Genomic DNA, 20,218 nt, shown 5'->3' on the forward strand with positions numbered 1-20,218 from the left:
GTGCACAATTGCCGCATGAGCAACAAAAAGACCCTGGTGCTGGTGGACGGCTCCAGCTACCTCTACCGCGCCTTTCACGCCATGCCCGACCTGCGAGCCGTGCCCGGCGATATGACCAGCGCCGCCACAGGCGCCATTCGCGGCATGATCAACATGATGCAAGCGTTGCGCAAGGAGGTGGCGGCCGACTATGCCGTCTGCGTGTTCGACGCCTCCGGCCCCACCTTCCGCGACGCCCTGTACACCGAATACAAGGCCACGCGCTCGCCCATGCCCGACGACCTGCGCAGCCAGATCGAGCCCATTCACCAGGTGGTGGACCTGCTGGGCTGGAAGGTGGTGGCCGTGCCCGGCGTGGAGGCCGACGACGTGATCGCCACCTTGGCCAACGTAGCGGCGGCACAGGGCATAGAGGTCATTGTGTCCAGTGGCGACAAAGATTTGAGCCAACTGGTCAACGAGCACATCACCATCATCGACACCATGAGCGGCAAGCGCCGCGATGTGGCGGGCGTGACGGCAGAGTTTGGCGTGCCACCCACGCTGATGGTGGACTACCAGGCCCTGGTGGGCGACACCGTGGACAACGTGCCCGGCGTGACCAAGGTGGGCCCCAAAACGGCCGCCAAGTGGCTGGAAGAATACGGCTCGCTCGACAACCTGATTGCCAACGCCGACGCCATCAAAGGCGTGGCAGGCAACAACCTGCGCGAGGCCATTGCCAGCGGCCAGCTGGCCTTGAGCCGCCAGCTCGTCACCATGAAGACCGACTGCGCGCTGGCCGACTACATTCCCGGCCTGCCCGCGTTTGATGACATCACGCTGGACGCGCCGGACAACACCGGCCTGCTGCCGTTTTACGAAAAGTACGGCTTCAAGGGCCTGGCCAGCGCCATCAAGGTTGGCGCGGCCCCCGCCAGCACAGCCCCCACCGTCGCCATGCCCGGCCAAAGCGGCGACCTGTTTGCCGACCATTCCGCCAGCACCGTGGCCGAGGAAGCCCTGCACCGCACCGTGGTGTACGACACCATCCTCAACTGGGCCGACTTTGACCAGTGGCTGGAGCGCCTGCACAAAGCCCCGCTGGCGGCCATCGACACCGAGACCGACTCTCTCGACGAAATGCGCGCGCAAATCGTCGGCATCAGCTTCAGCGTGCAGCCCGGCGAAGCCGCCTACATCCCCCTGCGGCACGAAGGCCCCGACGCCCCCGCGCAACTACCGCTGGATGAAGTGCTCACCCGCCTCAAGCCCTGGTTGCAAGACCCCAAGCACCACAAGCTGGGCCAGCACATCAAATACGACCGCCATGTGTTCGCCAACCACGGCATCGAGGTGCAGGGCTACGCGCACGACACCATGCTGCAAAGCTACGTGCTCGAAGTGCACAAGCCCCACAACCTGACCAGCCTGGCCGAGCGCCACACCGGCCGCAAAGGCATCACCTACGAAGACCTGTGCGGCAAAGGCGCGCACCAGATTCCATTTGCGCAAGTGCCGGTGGACAAAGCCGCTGCGTATTCGTGCGAAGACTCTGACCAGACCCTGGACGTGCACAACGCCCTGTGGCCCCTGCTGCAGGCCGATGACAAACTGCGCTTCATCTACGAGCTGGAGATTGCCAGCAGCGAAGCCCTGTACCGCATCGAACGCAACGGCGTGCTGATCGACGCCCCCACGCTGGCCGCACAAAGCCACGAACTGGGCCAGCGCATCTTGCAGCTAGAAACCGAGGCGTACGAGATTGCAGGCCAGCCCTTTAACCTGAGCAGCCCCAAGCAGCTGGGCGAAATCTTTTTCGACAAGCTGGGCATGCCCGTGGTGAAGAAGACCGCCACCGGCGCCCGCAGCACCGACGAAGAAGTGCTGGAAAAGCTGGCCGAGGACTACCCCCTGCCCGCCAAGCTGCTGGAGCACCGGGGCCTGGTCAAGCTCAAAGGCACCTACACCGACAAGCTCGCCCAACTGGCCCTGCCACGCACAGGCCGCGTGCACACCCACTACGCACAGGCCGTGGCCGTCACAGGCCGCTTGTCCAGCAACGACCCCAACCTGCAGAACATCCCCATCCGCACCCCCGAAGGCCGCCGCGTGCGCGAGGCCTTTGTGGCCCCTGCAGGCCGCGTGATTGCGAGTGCCGACTACTCCCAGATCGAGCTGCGCATCATGGCCCACCTGAGCGGCGACCACTCGCTGCTGCACGCCTTCCACGCCGGTCTGGACGTTCACCGCGCCACCGCTGCCGAAGTGTTTGGCGTGGAGGTCGATCAGGTCACCAGCGAGCAACGCCGCTACGCCAAGGTCATTAACTTTGGCCTCATCTACGGCATGAGCAGCTTTGGCCTGGCCAAGAACTTGGGTATCGAAACCAAGGCCGCAGCCGCCTACATCGACAAATACTTCCAGCGCTACCCCGGCGTGAAGCAGTACATGGACGACACCAAGGCCGCCGCCAAATCCATGGGCTACGTCGAAACCGTGTTTGGCCGCCGCCTGTACCTGCCCGAAATCAACTCCCCCAACGGCCCCCGCCGCGCCGGAGCCGAGCGCGCCGCCATCAACGCGCCCATGCAAGGCACGGCGGCAGACCTCATCAAGCTGGCCATGGTGGCCGTGCAAAAAGAGCTGGACGCCCACAAGCCGGATATCAAGATGATCATGCAGGTGCACGACGAACTGGTGTTCGAACTGCCCGAGAGCGAGGTGGACTGGCTCAAGACCCACATCCCGCGCCTGATGGCGGAGGTGGCGGCGCTGAAGGTGCCGTTATTGGCTGAGGTGGGGGTGGGGGCGAATTGGGATAAGGCGCACTGAAGCGGGCAGCCTGGCGTGTGGGGCAGGAATTTGAGTTTTTTGCCTCTGGCGCCTGTCTGGTAAGCGCTGGATGCTATTAAATCTGAAGTGATTGCCTCCTGCGCTTTTCTTCCTTCTCACCGTGGGTAAAGTGCCTGCCCCTCGTGTGGCCCAAGCGGTGATGTTCAACCCTGCTCCCGGTAGCGCGTATCACGGGTATGTTGGTCAGATCCCTTTGGCACTCGCATTGACCAACCTCGCCTTCGTTTCGTGAAACAAACCTATGCTGCGATTGGGTATGCAACCGAAAAACATGACTTCGCAAGAACAGAAGAAAAGCATCGAGCAGTCTTTGAAAAAATTCAAAGAGCTCAGAAGAAATCTCAGCCCGGATGCCAGCGTTGACAAAAAACGATATCTCGACGAGATGATCTTGATGGGCGAAAAAGCGCTGGGCGGTGTGGTTCAGCACAGCCGAAAGGCCCACCAACACGTGTCGCCGTTTTCCTTGAGCTGGCGGCGGGTGGGGCAGCGTCTGCTTCTGATTGCTGTGGTATCGATCGTGACATTTGGTGCCTACGCTTTCTTGGGCTGGGTGTGACCTGAGTTTTGCCATCACAAACCCCGGGGTAACCCCCTCCGCAGCGCATTCGCCCCAGCCCGGCGGCGAATCAATCGCATCGCTAAACTCATCTGGCAACCGCTGGCGCCCCCGCCACTGTCCCCCTCATTTGCCTGGAGTCCTCGCATGCCTGATTCTTCGACTTACACCCCCCCCGCCATCTGGCAATGGAACAAGGAAAACGGCGGCCATTTCGCCAGCATTAACCGGCCGATTGCCGGTGCCACGCACGATAAGGAACTGCCCGTAGGCCGCCACCCGATGCAGCTGTATTCGCTGGGCACGCCCAATGGCGTGAAGGTGACGGTGATGCTGGAAGAGCTGCTGGCACTGGGCCACAGCGGGGCGGAGTACGACGCGTGGCTGATCCGTATCAACGAGGGTGAGCAGTTTGGCAGCGGGTTTGTGTCTATCAACCCCAACTCCAAGATCCCGGCCCTGCTGGACCGCACCGACGCCGCCACCCCGGTGCGGGTGTTCGAGTCCGGCGCCATCCTGATGTACCTGGCCGAGAAGTTTGGCAATGCCTTCTTGCCCAAGGACGGTGCGGCGCGGGCGGAGTGTCTCTCGTGGCTGTTCTGGCAGATGGGCAGTGCGCCGTTTCTGGGTGGCGGGTTTGGGCATTTTTATGCCTATGCACCGGAGAAGTACGAGTACCCGATCAACCGGTATGCGATGGAGGTCAAGCGCCAGCTTGATGTGCTCAACCAGCGTCTGGCCGTCAATGAGTATGTGGCGGGTAGCGAATACACGGTGGCGGATATCGCGGTCTGGCCCTGGTATGGCCTGCTGGTGAAGGGCCAGGCCTACAACGCGGGCGAGTTTTTGCAGGTGCATGAATACACGCATGTGGTGCGCTGGGCCGACCAGGTGGCCAAGCGCCCGGCGGTGCAGCGGGGTCGCAAGGTCAACCGCGTCAATGGCGACCTGGCCAACCAGTTGCGCGAGCGGCATGACGCCAGCGACTTTGACACCAAGACGCAGGACAAGGTCGAAGCGGCAGCGTCGGCCAGCGCATCGTCGTCACCCGCACGGTGAGTGTTTCGCAAGGCGTCACCATGATCACTTTGTACGACTGCGCTACTGCGCCCAGCCCGCGCCGTGTGCGCATTTTGTTGGCAGAAAAGGGCGTGGCCCACGATACCGTGCAGGTGGATCTGCGCAATGGCGAGCAACTGGGCGAGGCGTATCGCCAGATCAACTCGCAGTGCACGGTGCCTGCATTGCGCACCGAAGACGGCTTGCTGCTGACCGACAACGCGGCGATCACCGCGTATGCGGAGGCGCGCTATCCGCAACCGGCTCTGCTGGGCGAAACGCCCGCAGAAAAGGCCGAGATCGCCAGCTGGAACTGGCGCATGGAGTTCGAGGGCCTGCAGGCTATTGCCGAGGCACTGCGCAACAGCGCGCCCGCCATGGCCAACCGGGCCTTGCCCGGCGCGGTGGACTACCCACAAATCCCGGCCCTGGCCGATCGTGGGCTGGTGCGTGTGGGGCAGTTCTTTCAGCTGCTCAATGAGCGCTTGGCGGGCCGCGACTTCATTGCCACCGACCGCTTCAGCGTGGCCGACATCACGGCCGTGGTGGCGGTGGACTTTGCGCGTGTGGTCAAGCACAAGCCCGGCGAGCAGCACCCGCACCTGCTGCGCTGGCGTGCTGCCATGGCCGCGCGGCCGTCGATGTCGCTTTAGCTACAAGCGCGTGCGAGTCGCGCGGTTGGAGTGCGCGATTTCGCAATGGGTACATGCAAGGATTGCGCTTGCGGCCCATTCCTTGCATCGTCAGCATATGCGCCTTCGCCACATAGAAGTCTTCAACGCCGTCATGCTCACCGGCAGCGTGAGCGCGGCGGCCCGCCTCATCAACGTCACGCAGCCTGCGGTCAGCCGCATCCTGGCGCATGCTGAATTGCAACTGGGCTTTCCGCTGTTCCATCGGCTCAAGGGCAAGCTGGTGCCCACCACCGAGGCACAGACGTTGTACCCGCACATCGAACGCCTGTTCACCCAGCTCGATGATGTGCAGCGCCTGGCCAACAGCCTCAAGAGCGACCGGCGTGAAGGTGAGCTGCACATCCTGAGCGTGCTGGCGCTGAGCTACGAGGTGCTGCCGCGCGCATTGCGTTTCTTCAGGCAAAAGCACCCGGATGTACAGGTGACCATCGATGCGCTGCACTCGCCCCAGATCGTCTCGGCCCTGGTGCTGCAGGAGGCGGATGTGGGCTTTGTGTTTAGCGCCATTGCCCACCCCGCGCTCACGCAGGAGCACTTGGCCGATGGCCGCATGGTGTGTGTGGCGCCCAAGGGCATGCTCAGTGCTGCGCTGGTGGTGGCCGGGGTGGTGCATCTTGCCGATCTGGCCGGCACGCCGGTGGTGCGGCTGGATGTGCGCGACCCCATCGGCACGCTGGTCAACCACGCGTGCCGAGAGGCGAGCGTGGGTTTGCAGACGGCGTTCACGGTGCAGACCTACCATGCTGCGTTGGCGCTGGCACACCACGGCCACGCGGTGGCAGTGGTGGACACCTGCACCGCCGCATCGGCCGACCGCAGCAAGGTCGATGTGCTGGCGCTGGCGCCACACATTGCCGTGCCCATCAAGTCGTTGCGTACCGTCAATCGCCCCAGCTCATTGCTGGCCAGTGCCATGACGCAGTGTATGCGCCAGGCGGTGGGCGAGACGCTGGAGGCGGTAGGCCTGCAGCCCGAGGTGGAGTGAACACGTCCTCGGCTGGGGAGGGGCGTTGCGGAGCTACCGACCGACGGAGTCGGTGCCGTGAATGCAGCTCAGGCGGGCGCCAGCAACTCGGCCACTTGTGCAGCAGTGCCAAACGCCAACGTGAACCCCAAAGAACCATGGCCTGTGTTGAGCAGCAGGTTGTCGGGTGCACCCGCCCACCGGCCCACCACCGGCAGCCCGGTGGGCGTGGCAGGGCGCATGCCGGTCCAGGCATGCAGGTCTCCGCCCTGGTTGCAGCCCGGGAACACAGCGCGTGTGGCATCGCGCAGGGTGTGAATGCGTGCGGCGGGTATGCGGGCATCGTGCCCCACCAGTTCGGCCATGCCAGCCACCCGCAGGCGCTGGCCAATGCGTGCAAACACCACCTTGCGCGCTGCGTCGGTCACGTTGACGCGTGGCGCGGCGGATGGTGCAGGGCTGGTGTCGAGTGTGACGCTGTAGCCCTTGAGCGGGTACACCGGCAAGCTGAACCCCAACGTCCGCGCCACCTGGTGGCTGCCACTGCCCAGGGCCAGCACAAACTGCTGTGCTTCGATGGTGCCCGCGCTGGTGTCTACGGCGGTGATGCGGGAACCCTGGCGCACAAAACCACGGACCGTGGTGCCCAGCACAAATCGCACTCCCCGCGCAGCCAGCACGGCCTGCAAGCCTTGGCAGACCATGAGACAGTCGGCCGCGCATTCGCTGGGCGTATAGATGGCACCGGCGATGTGTGCCTGGTAGTGCTGCAGCGCGGGCTCGATCTCGACACAGCGCTGGGCCGACACCGCCTGTTGTTGGCTGCCCCAGGTGCGCTGCAGGTCCATCTGCCGCTGTGCAGCGGCCAGGCCTGCAGCGGTGTCGTACAGCACCAGCTTGCCGGTGGCAGAAAAGTCGCAGGCCATGGGCTCTGCCTGCAGCATGGCTTCGAGCCGGTGGCGGCTGAGGGCGGCCAGGGCTAGCAGCTGCGCAGTGCTGCGCTCGGAGGTCTGTCGGTTGCACGCGCGCAGAAACTCCAGCCCCCAGCGCCACTGATGAGGGTCCCACTGCAGGCGCAGCTTGAGCGGGGAGCGTGGCGACAGCAACAGCCGGGGCAGTTGCCGCCAGATGCTGGCGTCCGCCAGGGGTTGCACATAGCTGTAGCTCAGTTGCGCGCCATTGCCACCGCTGGCGCCTGCGCCGGGCTGTGCCTGGTCGATGACGGTGACCTGCATGCCACGTTGCTGGAGTTCATACGCCGTGGCCAGGCCGACAATGCCTGCGCCCAATACACATACCTGCATCGGAAAGAGTGGAAAGTTGGGAGGAGATGCCAACGAATGTAGGGCGCGATGCGCGCGCTGAACAATGCCAAAGCAGCGCCCTGCTATGTCGGCAAGTTATGTGCTTGTAGGCACTCCGAAGACCGCAAAGGGGATTGAGCTGGGAGGCGCCTGATGGACTGATGCAATGGCCCGAATGCGGGCATGGCGGGCCATGATGGTGCATGGGACCGCACCGAAACGAAGCCATAACTTTTCATCATGGTGGACCCGTGCAAATGAATTGTTCAAGACCGCCGCGAGTTTTTACAGTGCCCCTGCGTCTTGCATTTTTTGTCCACCCGTTCATCTGCTTTTTGCAAAGGGATTCCCATGAAGCTTTCCGCTGTCACCGCTGCTGCCCTCGTGGTCGCCGGTGTGCTGGCCAGTACCGTGACCAGCGCCGACACCCTCAAGAAGATTGCCGACAACGGCAAGATCACGCTGGCCTACCGCGAGTCGTCCGTGCCCTTCAGCTACCTGGCGGGCCCTGGCAACCCGGTGGGTATGTCGGTGGACATCTCCAACGCCGTGGTCGATGCGGTGAAGAAGCGGTTGAACAACCCTGCCATCAAGGTGGAGCTGCAGGCCGTCACCTCGCAGAACCGCATTCCGCTGCTGACCAATGGCACCGTGGACCTGGAGTGCGGATCGACCACCAACAACACGGCCCGTGGCAAGGACGTGCAATTTGCCATCAACTATTTCTACACCGGCACCCGGCTGCTGACCAAGAAGGAATCGGGCGTCAAGAACTACGCCGACCTGGCCAAGAAGAAGGTGGCCAGCACCTCGGGCACCACCAACGCGCAGGTGATCCGCAAGTACAACCGCGACAACAACCTGGACATGGACATCGTGCTGGGCAAGGACCACGAGGACTCGCTGCTGCTGGTGGACACCGGCCGGGCAGAGGCCTTTGCGATGGACGACATCCTGCTGTTTGGCCTGATGGGCAACACACGCAACCCCGCCGACTGGGTGGTGGTGGGCGACTCGCTGCAGGTTGAGCCCTATGCCTGCATGTTGCGCAAGGACGACCCGCAGTTTCAGGCTCTAGTCAATGGCGTGATCGGCGGGATGATGAAGTCGGGTGAGTTCGACAAGCTCTACACCAAGTGGTTCATGTCGTCGGTGCCCCCGCGCGGCCAGAACCTGAGCCTGCCCATGAGCAAGGAGCTGCGCGACAACCTGGTGGCCCAGAGCGACAAGCCTGCGCTGTGACGACCGTGAGCATGTTGCCATGCACCTCGCTTCCGCAGGCCCCGCAGGTGGTGGGCATTCTGGGCGGTATGGGGCCTGCTGCGGGCGCCGACTTTGTGCGCCTGTTTGTGCAGGCCTGCACCGATCGCATGGGGGCCCTGGGCATCCCCGTGCATGACCAGGCCTACCCCGAGCATTGGCTGGCGCAGGTGCCCATCCCTGACCGCACGGCGGCCTTGCACGACACCCGCCCCGGTGCCCACCAGCCTGCCGACCCGATGCTCCAGGCCACGGGCCGCCTGGCGGCGCTGGGCGCGCGGGTGGTGGCCATCGCCTGCAACACGGCGCACGCCTGGCATGGCCTGCTGCAGCAGCGCTTTCCGCAGATGACGGTGCTGCATGGTGTGCAGGAGGTGGCTGCAGACCTGGCGCTGCGCCATGTGCATGGTGTGGGCTTGCTGGCCACGCAGGGGGCCTATGAGGCAGGCTTGTACCAGCGCGAGCTGAAGCACCGCGACATTGATTGCTTTGTGCCAGAGCCCCCGGAGCGCGACCAACTGATGCAAGGCATCTACGACGGTGTGAAGGCTGGCAACTATGCGCTGGCTCGCCAGCGGTTCGAGTCCGTGTCGCTGGTGCTGCAGCAGCGTTATGGGGTCTCCACGCTCATCATGGGCTGCACGGAGATTCCGCTGGCATTGTCAGAGCACCCCCGACTGGAGGGGCTGACGCTGGTCAACCCGTCCCTGGTGCTGGCGGCCGCTCTGGCGCGGCATGCGTACGGAAACGTTGCCCAGGACTTTCTGCCCGCTGCCCAGTGATGGGGGGGCACGGGGGCGGGCCGTGCGGGTCTCCTGATTCCGCGGACGGGTCAGCGCCAGGCGGTTGCCACCAGCTGGCTGTAGTGCACTGCCTTGCGGCCCAGCAGTTGCTCGAACACTGCGGGGTTGCCCACGTTGTCGCTGCCCAGCATGTTCAGGGTTTCAGTGCACCAGGGCACACCGGGTACCGCGTCGCCCAGGCGGGCGCTCAGCTGGGTCATTGGGTCGGGCAGGCGAAGCACGTGGGCCTTGCCATGGCCCAGTTGCTGGCGCAGGCTGGCAATGAAGTCGCCCATGCTCAGGGCCTCGGGCCCGGTGCACTCGATGATGCCCTGGGTGGCGATGGCAGGCCCCAGCAGCGCAACGATGGCGGCGGCCAGGTCGTGCACCGACACCGGCTGCACCCGCGCCGTGAGCATAGGGCCGGGTAACAGTGCGACTGGCAGGCGTGCCAGGTTCATGAACAGCGCGCTGCTGTCACCGCCTTTGCCAAACACCACGCTGGGGCGCAGGATGGCGGGGTGCAATGCCCCTTGCCGGGCCAACGCCAGCAGGTGCGTGTCTGCCGCACGCTTGGTGGTGGCATAGCGGGTGGCACTGCCTTCAATGCCCAAGGCCGAGACGTGGACCACGCGCCGTACGCCTGCCTGGGCGCAGGCGTCAAACAGCGCGACCGGCGTGTGCTGGTGCACGGCATCAATGGGGCGTGCACGGCTGTCGCGCAGCACCCCCACAGCATTCACCACGGCATCGATACCCGCCAAGCGCGGCAGCCAGGCCTGGGCCGAGGTGTCCCGCGCAAAGTCCATGGGCACTTGCAAGGCGCCGGGCGACCGGTGCCGGGGCGATACGCCGCCGTGCACCTGGTGTCCTGCACGGGTGAGTGCGGCAGCCACGGTGCGGCCCACAAAACCGGTGGAGCCGGTGAGCAAAATGTTCATCAGCGTTGTCCTGCGAAGAAGGTGAAGCGTGCAAAAACCGGAAGGCCCGGCGCGGACCTGCTCAGGCTGTCGCCACCCCTGCAGGCAACACGATCACTGCGCAGGCGTGAAGACCTCGAAGCGGTTGCGGCCCCCGCGCTTGGCGCGATACAGGGCGGCATCGGCCGCGCGCACCAGTGTGTCAGAAGGGGTGCCGGGGCGTGGCACCAGGTCGGCAATGCCCATGCTGAGCGTGATGTAGGGCGCTGTAGGGGAGCGGGGGTGGGTCAGTGCGGCCTCGCTCAGGCTGGCCATGCAGCGTTCGGCCACCGTTACTGCCTCAGACAGTGGCACATCCGGCAGCAGCAGCACAAACTCTTCGCCGCCGTAGCGCGCGGCCACCTCGTCGGCACGGCGGATGGTGCCTTGCAGCAGCTGGGCGACACGGCGCAGGCATTCGTCACCGGCCAGGTGGCCGTAGTGGTCGTTGTAGAGCTTGAAATGGTCGATGTCGATCAGGATCACGGCCAGCGGCAGCTGGTGCCGTCCGCAGCGCATCCACTCGGTGGCCAGCCGCTCGTCAAAGCGTCGGCGGTTGCTGATGCCGGTCACCCCGTCGGTGGTGGACAGCAGGGCCAGCTTGGCGTTGGCGGCAGCCAGCTCCTGCTCTTTGCGCACCAGTTGCGTCACGTCGGTGCGCACCCCCGCAATGCCGCCTTGGGGTGTGCGCCGTTCGTCTGCCTGCAACCAGCGGCCTTCGGGCAGGCGCTGCAGCACGGCGTGGTTGGCGGACCGGTGGTCGGCCATGCGCTGAGCCAGCCAGGTTTCTTCGTTGCCGATGGCGTCGGGGTACTGGCCGCGTTCGGCCCCATAGCGCGCAATTTGTTCAAACGTGTTGCCGGGCACGATCAAGGGGGCAGAGATCGGGTACAGGCGCCGGTACTGGGCGTTGCAGACGACCAGTTTGTCGTCGGCATCGAACAGTGCAAACCCTTCGGGCAGTGATTCAACAGCGTCTTGCAGTAGCTGGCGGGCTTGCTGGGCGGCTTGTTGGGCTGCCTCCAGCGCCTGGCGCTGCTCGATGAGGTTGGTGATGTCCAGGCGCACGGCCACCACGTAGTTTTCGGGGGTGCGGGTTTCGTAGATGTTGATCCAGCGGCCATCGCTCAGGCGCTGCACCAAGGTAGAGGTGCTGCTGCCATGTTCCGACAGGCGCTCGGCGATCCAGGCCTCTTCGCGCCCCTGCGCCGACGGGATCAGCCCGCGCGAGACCGAATAGCGCAGGATGTCCGCAAAACCCTTGCCCAGGTGGTCCACGTAGTTGATGTGCGGATACATGCGCGACAGCTGCTGGTTGTAGAGCACCAGCCGGTCCTGTTCGTCAAAGATTTCGATGCCCACGGGCAGGGCCTCTACCGCGCGCTCCAGCAGCTGGCGCATGCGCTGGCTCTCGTGGCGGGCAGCCTCGACCTTCTGGCGCTGTTCGATCAGATCGCTGATGTCCAGGCGCACACATACCGTCATGCCCGAAGGGGTTCGGCATTCGTGCATGTGCATCCATGTGCCGTTGGGGTAGTGGTGCACCTCGGGGCCGGGCCGGTGGCCCCGGATGGCCAGCTCGTGGGCCAGCCACAGTTCTTCCTGGCCCTTGGCCTCCTCGGGGATGCCGTAGCGCAGGCCTTCGCGCAGCAGTTCTTCGTAGGTCTTGCCCAGGGACTCGGCCACGGGCAGGTGGGGGCGCAGACGGACCATCTGGTCATTGCTCAGCACCAAGCGGTCGTTCTCGTCGTAGATGTCCAGCCCGGCGGGCATGGCGTTGACAGCTTCGCGCAGGCTGCGCTCGGCGCGCTCGGCGTCGTGCAGGGCCTGTTTGAGTGCGCGCTCCTTGTGCACTGCGTCGGTGATGTCGGAGCGCAGCACCACCATTCCGCCCCCGTCTTGCAGGCGCTCGGTGATGAGCATCCAGCGGTCGCCCTCGATCTCTTGCATCTCGGGGTGGCCAGGGGCGCGGTGGCGGGCTATGCGGTCGGCCAGCCAGGCATTGGTGTCTTGCCGCGCAGCCACGATGTGGCCCGATTCGGCGGCGCGGCGCAGCACGTCTTCAAAGCGGGTGCCGTGGTCCAGGGCCATGGTGGTGCCTGGGCTTACCTCCCGGTACCTGGCATTGCACAGCACCAGGCGGTCATCGGCGTCATAGATGGCCAGCCCGTCGGGCAGGATGTCGAGCGTGGCGCACAGCTGGGACGTGGCCCGGTGGGCGGCGTCCTGGGCGGCGCTGGCCGTTGCATGCGCTGCCAGCAGCCTGAGACTGAGCCACCAGCACAGCGCTGCACTGGCCATCAGCCCCAGCCCGGCCCCCGCGCTGACCAGGCGCATGGCGGAGTCCATGCTTTGGCGGGCCAGGGCCCAGGTCAGCAGCCCCAGTCCACCAGCACCGCAAATTCCTGCCACCAGTCGGACCAGCAGTTGTCCGCTTGGGGGGAATGGTGTTGGGTTAGGGGGCATGCGCTCGGGCCGGTGCGATGGTCTGCGGGAGGTGGTCGGGCGGGTGGATGAAAGAAGAAAAGTAAAAAGGGGCGGGCAAACCTACGTCTGCGTGGTGGTGGACTGCTGGTGCATGCCCACGGAGACGGTGCTCGCAGAAAGTCTAGCAGTGCTCCCCGTTTTTCGGTACCCGAAAATGCGGAGCCGCTGCAAACCCCATAGACTCCGGGGCTTGCACCTTCCACCCTGTGGCCCATCCCCCTTTTTTTGGAGAAAACCGATGTTCAATGACGACCTCCATGCTGACGCCCAGGCGCTGTTGCCGGGCCGCTCCACCGAAGCGGGGGCTACCCGCCGCACTGCGCTGCAGGCCGCGTTGGGCATTGGCTATGCGGTCGCGGCCGCGCCCATCATGGCGCAGACGGCCATTGCCACATCGGCAGACGGCCTGACGGTGGGGGAAGTGAGCTTTACGGTCAACGGCTTCAAGGTGCCGGCCTACCGCGCGGCACCGGCGGGCAAGACCGGCCTGCCCGTGGTGCTGGTGATCCAGGAAATTTTTGGCGTGCACGAGTACATCGCCGATACCTGCCGCCGCTTTGCCAAGGCGGGCTACCTGGCCATTGCCCCGCAGCTGTATGCGCGCCAGGGCGATGCAACCACCTACACTGACATTGCCAAGCTGATGGCCGAGGTGGTGTCCAAGGTGCCCGATGCCCAGGTGATGGCCGACCTGGACGGCGCCGTGGCATGGGCCACGGCCAACGGGGGGGATGCCACCCGGGTGGGGGTGACCGGCTTTTGCTGGGGCGGCCGCATCACCTGGCTGTATGCCGCACACGGCCCCGTCAAGGCTGGCGTGGCCTGGTACGGGCGGCTGCTGGGGCAGGCGAGCGAGCTCACCCCCAAGCATCCCGTGGATCTGGCGCCCATCCTCAAGGCGCCGGTGTTGGGCCTGTACGGCGAAAAAGACACCGGCATCCCTCTTGACACGGTTGATAAGATGAAAGCGGCCTTGTCCAGTGGCTCGCCACAGGCCAAGGCGTCGGATTTTGTGGTGTACCCCGATGCACCGCACGCCTTCCATGCCGACTACCGTGCCAGCTACCGCAAGGAAGCGGCCGAAGACGGCTGGAAGCGTGCGCTGGCCTGGTTCAAGACACACGGCGTGGTTTGATGCACAGACCCCCGCGCCAGCCAGGTCACCCACAGCCGCCCCAGACCCGGGGCGGCTTTTTTAATCTTGCATCGGGCGTGCAGGGTTTGAATAAAAATAAGCTCCAAGGCTTATAGATAAAGCGCAACAAGCTATGACTTTGGTAGCAATCATTCTGGCCACCCTGGCCTCCGGTATTGGCAGTGTGTGGCTGGCCGCCTTGCTCATGCGGTTGGGCCTGGGGGGCGGGGGCGACAGTGTGGGCCCACAGCACCTGTTGAGCCTTGCGGCGGGTGCCTTGCTGGCCACGGCCTTCATGCACCTGCTGCCCGAGGCGTTCGAGAGCCAGGCGGGCGCCCATGACCTGTTTGCCACCCTGCTGGTGGGCGTGGTGTTTTTCTTTTTGCTGGACAAGGCCGAGCTGTGGCACCACGGGCACGAGCACAGCCACGCAGAGCCTGCCGCGCACAGTCATGCCCATCACGACCACGGCCACGCCCCTGGCCACGGCCATGGGCACCAGCATCACCACGGCCCGCGCGCGGGCGGCTGGGCGGTGCTGACAGGCGACAGCGTGCATTGCTTTGGCGACGGCATCCTGATTGCCTCGGCCTTCATGGCCGACATCCGCCTGGGCGTGATCGCTGCCGTGTCGGTGCTGGCGCACGAGGTGCCGCACCACATGGGCGACCTGGTGGTGCTGCGCCAGACCAGCCCCAACCGCCGCATGGCGTTGGTGAAGGTGTCGCTCGCAGGCGCCGTGACGGCGCTGGGCGGGGTGGTGGGCTACTTCTTGGTGGGGCAGTTGCAAGACTTCCTGCCGTACTTCCTGGCCGTGGCGTCGAGCAGCTTTGTGTATGTGGCGCTGGCCGATTTGATCCCCCAGTTGCAAAAGCGCCTCACGGCCAAGGAGACCATCGCGCAGATTGCCTGGCTGATTGCGGGCATGGTCGTGGTCACTATGGTGAGCGGGGCGGCGCATAGCCACTGAGGCTGTCGAACGGGTTGGGCAGGCACCCAGCTCAAGCGTTGCGCAGAGCCTGGGTGAGGAACTCCAGGCAGTTTTGCACCAGGGGGGGCCTTGCGTCCTGGGCGGCATGCACCATGAGCGCTACCTTGCGCGAGATCACCGGGGCCTGCAGCGGGCACACCTTCACGGTGCCTTCGTGCAGGCTGTGGGTGTACAGCCGCGAGATCACGCCCACCGCCAGCCCGCAACGCACCAGGCTGTAGAGCGATTCGCTGTACAGCAGCTGGTCGGCACGCGCCAGATCGGCACCATGCTGGCGCAGGGTGGCCATGGCCAGCTCATAGGTGCTGCCGCGTGCAAACAAGGCCAGCCGTTCGCCCGCCAGGTCTTGCCACGTTAGGCGTGCACGGGGTGCCAGCCGGTGGCCCACGGGCAGCACCGCAACCAGGTCGTCTTGCGCCACGGCGATGGCTTCGATCTGCGGCGGCAAGTCCAGGGCCACACCTAGCGCTAGGTCCACTTCACCGCGCTGCAGCGCGGCCAGCAGGTCGTCGTTGAGTGGGTCGTACAGGCGCAGGTCCACATCGGGGTGCTGCGCCAGCCATTGCTGCAAGGGCGCGGCCAGCAGGTGCATGGCCGAGGGCAGGGCGGCCACGCGCAGGACGCGCTTGTCGTCGTGGAGCGTGCGAAACAGCCCATCGACCCCTTGCTCATAGCCATTGACCAGCCGCTCGACCTGCGGCAGCAGCAGGGCACCCTGCGCGGTAAGGCGCACATGGTGCGTGCTGCGCTCCAGCACTGGGGCGCCCAGCACGGCCTCCAGCTCGCGGATGGAGGCCGACAGCGCGGGCTGCGTGAGCGACAGGGCCTCGGCCGCTTGCCGAAAGCTCATGGCCCGGGCCACGGCCTGAAAGCTGCGCAACTGGCGCAGCGTAGGCGCACGGTGCGCGGGAGCGGGTTCAGCAGCGAGGGGCTTGGTAGGGGGCTTGCTCATAAATTGCATTTATTGCGCCATCAAATTAAATCACTTCCGTTATCACCCTGCGCTGCATAGCATGCGGCCATGCCCACCTTTGTCGCGCCCGCAGACCCGCTGTACACCTTTCTCCACGCCCTGCCCAAGGTGGAGCTGCACTGCCATTTGCTGGGCACCGTGCGGCGTGACACGTTCACCCACCTGGTGCGCCGGGCGGGCGCGGCCATCAGCGATGCCGAGATCGAGGCCTTCTACACCCGGGGCGAAAAGCCCGTGGGCGTGCTGCGGGTGCTGCGTGCGCTGGACGCCGAACTCATCCGCAACCCCGACGACCTGCATCGCCTGACCTACGAATACCTGCAGGATGCCGCAGCGCACCAGGTGCGCTATGCCGAGTTCTTCTGGAACCCCACGGGCACCGCCCAGCAGTCGGGCCTGGCCTACCCGCAGGCGCTGGGCGGCATCGTGCGCGCCATTGCCGATGCCGAGGCCGATTTCGGCATCACCGGCCGTTTGATTGCAGCGATTGACCGCGAGGCCCCGCCCGCAGCTGCCACCGAGATGGTCGAATGGGTGCTGGCCCACCGGCGCGACGAGGTGATTGGCATTGGCATTGATTACCGCGAGGTAGACCACCCGCCCGAGTGGTTTGCCCCGGCCTATGCGCTGGCGCGCCGTGGGGGGCTCAAGACCACGGCCCATGCGGGCGAGTTCGGCATGCCCTGGAACAACGTGCGCACGGCCATCGATGTGCTGCAGGTGGACCGCATCGACCACGGCTACACTGTGCTCGACAACCCGGCGCTGGTGCGCGAATGCGCCGACCGGGGCATTGTCTTCACCGTGGTGCCCACCAATTCGTACTACCTGCGCACCCTGGCCCCCGAGCGCTGGGCGCTGGACCACCCCATCCGCCACATGCCTGCGGCGGGCCTGCGCATTCACCCCAACACCGATGACCCGACGCTGCACCATGTAAACCCCACACAGGCCTGGGCCATGATGGTGCGTGACTTTGGCTTTGGCGCGGCCGACCTGCGCAGTTTTCTCGTCAATGGGCTGGATGCCGCCTGGATCGACGATGGCACGCGCCGTGCGTGGCTTGCGCAGTGGCTGGCCGCGTTTGACCAGCAACTGGCGCAGACCTCTGCTTTTTCTGCCGCACCGCTCTGAAGGAGTTTCTTGATGTCTTCCCGTTTATCGCGCCTATCGGCACTGTCTTCGTCGCAATCTGCCGTGTCTTCGCGCACCCGGCGCCTGGCGGTGCACCTCGCCGCAGCCTTGCTGGCGGGCGGCTGCGGTGTGGCCGTGCAGGCGCAGCCCGCCTGGCCTGCCGCCAAGCCCATCACGCTCATCGTGCCGTTCAGCGCTGGGGGCAGTGTGGATGTGACGGCGCGGCTGATTGCCCAAAAGCTGGGCGAGCGCCTCAAGCAAAGCGTGGTGATTGAGAACGTGGCCGGGGCTGGCGGCGTGATCGGCATGGAAAAGGCCGCAAAGGCTGCGCCGGACGGCTACACCTTCGTCCTGGGGGCCGACAGCCCCGCTGCCATTGCGCGGCTGGTGAACCCGGTGGCGGTGCGCTACGACACCCTCAAGGACCTGGCCCCGGTGGGCTTGGTCACCACGGCCCCCATGGTGATCGTGGCGCGCCCCGGCCTGCCTGCCAACAACCTGGCCGACGTGATTCGCCTGGCGCGCGAAAAGCCGGGGCAGCTGAGCTACGCCACCTCGGGGGTGGGCACGGTGCTGCACCTGGCCATGGAGCGCGTCAAGGACCAGAGCAAGACCTTCATGGTGCATGTGCCCTACCGGGGCGGCGCCCAGATCGTGACCGATGTGATCGGCAACCAGGTGGACCTGGCCGTGCTCATTAGCGTGACAGCGGCGCCGCACATCCACAACAAAAAGCTCAAGGCCATTGCGCTGACGGACGACCAGCGTCTGCCCTCGTTGCCCGATGTGCCGACCGTGGCCGAGACCGCAGGCTTCAAAGGGTTTGACATGGTCTCGTGGACGGGCCTGTTTGCCCCCGCGCAGACGCCCCCCGCCGTGGTCGAGCGCCTGAACCGCGAGCTGGGCGAAGTGCTGCGCATGGACGAGGTGCGCGCCAAGCTGGCCGACGGCGGCGCCGTGGCGGGTAAGGGCAGTGCGGCGGAGTTTGCGCGGTTTGTGCAGACCGAAAGCGCCCGGTATGCCGCAATCGTGAAGGCCGCGAACATCAAGGAATGACCCGCCGACGGGGTGGTGCCTGCCGTGCAGCGCCATGCCCACCTAGCTCTTGACGCAAGTCAATGGGTTGGCGGGTGCGAGGGCCCTGGGGCGATTTGCGTCAGACAAAAGATGGGGGTCTGTGCCATGCTGATGGCATGAACTCTGCCGCATCTGCCCCGTCCCATTCCGCTGTGGTGCGTCTGGGCCTGCTCGCCCAGCCCACGCGTTTCCTGTTCTTCACCGGCAAGGGCGGGGTGGGCAAGACCTCGCTGTCCACCGCGGCGGCCATTGCCCTGGCGGATGCTGGCCGACAGGTGCTGCTGGTCAGCACCGATGCGGCCTCCAATCTGGATGAAATGCTGGGTGTGCCGCTGTCCAACCAGCCCGTGGCCGTGCCCGGCGTGCCGGGGCTGCACATGCTCAACATCGACCCCGATACTGCGGCCGAAGCCTACCGCCAGCGCGTGCTGGCGCAGTTGGAGGCCACCGCCACCAGCGATGAACGCGCCACGGTGCGTGAGCAACTCTCGGGTGCCTGCACCACCGAGATCGCTGCGTTCGATGAATTTGCGGCATTGCTGGCCAGCGAGGGCGATGCGGCGGGCCACCGGTTCGACCATGTGGTGTTCGACACTGCGCCCACCGGCCACACGCTGCGCCTGCTGAGCCTGCCCAAGGCCTGGACCGGATTCCTGGCGGGCAACGACCGGGGGGCGTCGTGCCTGGGGCCGCACTCGGGGCTCAAGATGCAGGAGGCCCGCTTCAACGCCGCCCTGGCCGCGCTGAGCGACCCGGCCCTGACCACCGTGGTGTTGGTCACCCGCCCCGACCCCCGCCCCATGCAAGAGGCCGCGCGCACCGCTGTGGAGCTGCGCGCCTTGGGCCTGGCCAACCAGCGCCTGGCCGTCAACGGCGTGTTCCATGCCAACCCGCCGGGGCAGGACGCCGTGGCCGATGCCATCGAGGCCCTGGGCCGCCAGGCCATGGACCAGATGCCCGATGCCCTGGCGCAGTTGCCGCGCGACGAGGTGCCGCTGCGTGCCTTTGACACGGTGGGGCTGCCTGCGCTGCGGGCGTTGCTGGGGGGCGGAGATGTGTCATTGGGCGCGCCTGCCGCCACGGCGGGCGTGTCGTTGCAGGCAGAACCTCTCTCGTCCCTGGCCGACGCGCTGGCCGCCAAGGGCCACGGCCTCATCATGGTGATGGGCAAGGGCGGCGTGGGCAAGACCACCATCGCCGCTGCGCTGGCCGTGGGCCTGGTGCAGCGCGGGCACAGTGTGCACCTCACCACCACCGACCCGGCGGCCCATGTGCAAAGCCAGCTCGACGGCAGCCTGCCGGGGCTGAAAGTGGGGCGCATCGACCCACATGCCGAAACCCAGGCCTACATCGACAAGATCATGGCCACGCGCGGCAAGGCGCTGGACGACGCGGGCCGCGCCCTGCTGCTGGAAGACTTGCAATCGCCCTGCACCGAAGAAGTGGCCGTGTTTCACGCCTTCAGCCGCGTGGTGAACGAGGCTCGCAGCGCTTTTGTGGTGCTGGACACCGCGCCCACCGGCCACAGCCTGCTGCTGATGGACGCCACCGGCGCCTACCACCGGCAGATGACGCAGCAGTACGAAGGCAGCGCCAACTCCAAACACATCATCACCCCTCTGATGCGCCTGCAGGACGCGGATATGACCCACGTGGTCATCGTCACCCTGCCCGAGGTCACGCCCGTGAGCCAAGCCGCCGCGCTGCAGGACGACCTGCGCCGCGCCCGCATCGAGCCCTGGGCCTGGGTCATCAACAAAAGCGTGGCGGCTACGGGCACCAGCGACCCTTTGTTGCAGGCCCGCCTGGTGGGCGAGCAACAGCAGGCCGCACGCATTGCCAACGGCCTGGCGCAGCGCACCTACGTGCTGCCTTGGCTGGCCACGCCGCCGGTGGGGGTGGAGGCGCTGGGGCAGTTGGCGGCAGCGCCCCGGCCATGATCAGCCAAATGCTATTAAAATTATAGCTATTGGCGCTTTAAGAATAAGCGCTAGAGGCCAAAAT

General features: G+C 65.7%; 16 protein-coding genes. 12 read left to right on the forward strand and 4 right to left on the reverse strand.

What is annotated here, in order from left to right:
• Nucleotides 1-15: 15 nt before the first annotated feature.
• The 5 genes from polA to OIN59_RS06440 all read left to right on the forward strand — a co-directional run bounded on the left by polA (nt 16) and on the right by OIN59_RS06440 (nt 6,133).
• Complete coding sequence (polA, locus tag OIN59_RS06420) at nt 16-2,814, forward strand: DNA polymerase I (protein ID WP_274108284.1); 2,799 nt, start codon at nt 16-18, stop codon at nt 2,812-2,814.
• 292 nt (nt 2,815-3,106) lie between these two features.
• Nucleotides 3,107-3,394: a hypothetical protein gene (locus OIN59_RS06425; RefSeq protein ID WP_274108286.1), complete on the forward strand. Its 288-nt coding sequence runs from the start codon at nt 3,107-3,109 to the stop codon at nt 3,392-3,394.
• A gap of 147 nt (nt 3,395-3,541) precedes the next feature.
• Nucleotides 3,542-4,453, forward strand: coding sequence for a glutathione-dependent disulfide-bond oxidoreductase (yghU, locus tag OIN59_RS06430; RefSeq protein WP_274108288.1), 912 nt, complete (start codon nt 3,542-3,544; stop codon nt 4,451-4,453).
• Nucleotides 4,454-4,473: 20 nt separating this feature from the next.
• Nucleotides 4,474-5,106, forward strand: coding sequence for a glutathione S-transferase family protein (locus OIN59_RS06435; RefSeq protein ID WP_274108290.1), 633 nt, complete (start codon nt 4,474-4,476; stop codon nt 5,104-5,106).
• A gap of 97 nt (nt 5,107-5,203) precedes the next feature.
• Nucleotides 5,204-6,133 carry a LysR family transcriptional regulator gene (locus tag OIN59_RS06440; protein WP_274108292.1) on the forward strand — a complete coding sequence of 310 codons (930 nt, stop codon included), beginning with the start codon at nt 5,204-5,206 and terminating at the stop codon, nt 6,131-6,133.
• Nucleotides 6,134-6,201: 68 nt separating this feature from the next.
• Here the strand turns inward: OIN59_RS06440 and OIN59_RS06445 are convergent, their stop codons facing one another.
• Complete coding sequence (locus OIN59_RS06445) at nt 6,202-7,416, reverse strand: D-amino acid dehydrogenase (RefSeq protein WP_274108294.1); 1,215 nt, start codon at nt 7,414-7,416, stop codon at nt 6,202-6,204.
• A gap of 351 nt (nt 7,417-7,767) precedes the next feature.
• Here OIN59_RS06445 and OIN59_RS06450 point away from each other — a divergent pair, with 351 nt between their 5' ends.
• Both OIN59_RS06450 and OIN59_RS06455 read left to right on the forward strand, forming a co-directional pair.
• Nucleotides 7,768-8,658: an amino acid ABC transporter substrate-binding protein gene (locus OIN59_RS06450; protein WP_274108296.1), complete on the forward strand. Its 891-nt coding sequence runs from the start codon at nt 7,768-7,770 to the stop codon at nt 8,656-8,658.
• A gap of 11 nt (nt 8,659-8,669) precedes the next feature.
• The gene (locus tag OIN59_RS06455) at nt 8,670-9,458 is read left to right on the forward strand and encodes an aspartate/glutamate racemase family protein (protein WP_274109048.1); all 789 of its coding nucleotides are present in this window, start codon (nt 8,670-8,672) and stop codon (nt 9,456-9,458) included.
• A gap of 50 nt (nt 9,459-9,508) precedes the next feature.
• Here OIN59_RS06455 and OIN59_RS06460 read toward each other — a convergent pair whose 3' ends face one another.
• Together OIN59_RS06460 and OIN59_RS06465 are read right to left on the reverse strand one after the other, a co-directional pair.
• The gene (locus OIN59_RS06460; protein WP_274108298.1) at nt 9,509-10,399 is read right to left on the reverse strand and encodes an NAD-dependent epimerase/dehydratase family protein; all 891 of its coding nucleotides are present in this window, start codon (nt 10,397-10,399) and stop codon (nt 9,509-9,511) included.
• A gap of 93 nt (nt 10,400-10,492) precedes the next feature.
• Nucleotides 10,493-12,766: a sensor domain-containing diguanylate cyclase gene (locus OIN59_RS06465; protein WP_274108300.1), complete on the reverse strand. Its 2,274-nt coding sequence runs from the start codon at nt 12,764-12,766 to the stop codon at nt 10,493-10,495.
• Between the two features lie 376 nt (nt 12,767-13,142).
• Between OIN59_RS06465 and OIN59_RS06470 the strand changes: the two genes are divergently transcribed.
• Both OIN59_RS06470 and OIN59_RS06475 read left to right on the forward strand, forming a co-directional pair.
• The gene (locus tag OIN59_RS06470) at nt 13,143-14,039 is read left to right on the forward strand and encodes a dienelactone hydrolase family protein (RefSeq protein ID WP_274108301.1); all 897 of its coding nucleotides are present in this window, start codon (nt 13,143-13,145) and stop codon (nt 14,037-14,039) included.
• Nucleotides 14,040-14,172: 133 nt separating this feature from the next.
• Entirely contained in the window at nt 14,173-15,009 is an 837-nt protein-coding gene (locus OIN59_RS06475) for a ZIP family metal transporter (protein ID WP_274108303.1), read from the forward strand.
• A 31-nt stretch (nt 15,010-15,040) separates the two neighbouring features.
• Here the strand turns inward: OIN59_RS06475 and OIN59_RS06480 are convergent, their stop codons facing one another.
• Nucleotides 15,041-15,982: a LysR family transcriptional regulator gene (locus tag OIN59_RS06480; RefSeq protein ID WP_274108305.1), complete on the reverse strand. Its 942-nt coding sequence runs from the start codon at nt 15,980-15,982 to the stop codon at nt 15,041-15,043.
• Nucleotides 15,983-16,051: 69 nt separating this feature from the next.
• On the opposite strand from OIN59_RS06480, the gene add reads away from it, so the two are divergent.
• From add to arsA, 3 genes are all read left to right on the forward strand, one after another.
• Nucleotides 16,052-17,137, forward strand: a complete 1,086-nt coding sequence (gene add, locus OIN59_RS06485) for an adenosine deaminase (protein WP_274108307.1) — start codon at nt 16,052-16,054, stop codon at nt 17,135-17,137.
• Between the two features lie 12 nt (nt 17,138-17,149).
• Nucleotides 17,150-18,193 (forward strand): Bug family tripartite tricarboxylate transporter substrate binding protein, encoded by a 1,044-nt coding sequence (locus OIN59_RS06490; protein WP_274108309.1) that lies wholly within the window; start codon nt 17,150-17,152, stop codon nt 18,191-18,193.
• Nucleotides 18,194-18,330: 137 nt separating this feature from the next.
• Nucleotides 18,331-20,154, forward strand: coding sequence for an arsenical pump-driving ATPase (arsA, locus tag OIN59_RS06495; protein WP_274108311.1), 1,824 nt, complete (start codon nt 18,331-18,333; stop codon nt 20,152-20,154).
• The last annotated feature ends 64 nt before the right edge of the window (nt 20,155-20,218 follow it).

This window comes from Acidovorax benzenivorans (genome assembly GCF_028680575.1).
Lineage (GTDB): Bacteria > Pseudomonadota > Gammaproteobacteria > Burkholderiales > Burkholderiaceae_C > Acidovorax > Acidovorax benzenivorans.

Excerpts from the sequence above, each read along its gene's own strand:
- yghU (WP_274108288.1), top strand. The coding sequence starts at position 3,542 with ATGCCTGATTCTTCGACTTACACCCCCCCCGCCATCTGGCAATGGAAC.
- OIN59_RS06470 (WP_274108301.1), top strand. The coding sequence starts at position 13,143 with ATGTTCAATGACGACCTCCATGCTGACGCCCAGGCGCTGTTGCCGGGC.
- OIN59_RS06435 (WP_274108290.1), top strand. The coding sequence starts at position 4,474 with ATGATCACTTTGTACGACTGCGCTACTGCGCCCAGCCCGCGCCGTGTG.
- OIN59_RS06440 (WP_274108292.1), top strand. The coding sequence starts at position 5,204 with ATGCGCCTTCGCCACATAGAAGTCTTCAACGCCGTCATGCTCACCGGC.
- OIN59_RS06450 (WP_274108296.1), top strand. The coding sequence starts at position 7,768 with ATGAAGCTTTCCGCTGTCACCGCTGCTGCCCTCGTGGTCGCCGGTGTG.
- OIN59_RS06490 (WP_274108309.1), top strand. The coding sequence starts at position 17,150 with ATGTCTTCCCGTTTATCGCGCCTATCGGCACTGTCTTCGTCGCAATCT.
- OIN59_RS06480 (WP_274108305.1), bottom strand. The coding sequence starts at position 15,982 with ATGAGCAAGCCCCCTACCAAGCCCCTCGCTGCTGAACCCGCTCCCGCG.
- OIN59_RS06425 (WP_274108286.1), top strand. The coding sequence starts at position 3,107 with ATGACTTCGCAAGAACAGAAGAAAAGCATCGAGCAGTCTTTGAAAAAA.
- arsA (WP_274108311.1), top strand. The coding sequence starts at position 18,331 with ATGAACTCTGCCGCATCTGCCCCGTCCCATTCCGCTGTGGTGCGTCTG.
- OIN59_RS06460 (WP_274108298.1), bottom strand. The coding sequence starts at position 10,399 with ATGAACATTTTGCTCACCGGCTCCACCGGTTTTGTGGGCCGCACCGTG.
- OIN59_RS06455 (WP_274109048.1), top strand. The coding sequence starts at position 8,670 with ATGTTGCCATGCACCTCGCTTCCGCAGGCCCCGCAGGTGGTGGGCATT.
- add (WP_274108307.1), top strand. The coding sequence starts at position 16,052 with ATGCCCACCTTTGTCGCGCCCGCAGACCCGCTGTACACCTTTCTCCAC.
- OIN59_RS06465 (WP_274108300.1), bottom strand. The coding sequence starts at position 12,766 with ATGGACTCCGCCATGCGCCTGGTCAGCGCGGGGGCCGGGCTGGGGCTG.
- OIN59_RS06475 (WP_274108303.1), top strand. The coding sequence starts at position 14,173 with ATGACTTTGGTAGCAATCATTCTGGCCACCCTGGCCTCCGGTATTGGC.
- OIN59_RS06445 (WP_274108294.1), bottom strand. The coding sequence starts at position 7,416 with ATGCAGGTATGTGTATTGGGCGCAGGCATTGTCGGCCTGGCCACGGCG.
- polA (WP_274108284.1), top strand. The coding sequence starts at position 16 with ATGAGCAACAAAAAGACCCTGGTGCTGGTGGACGGCTCCAGCTACCTC.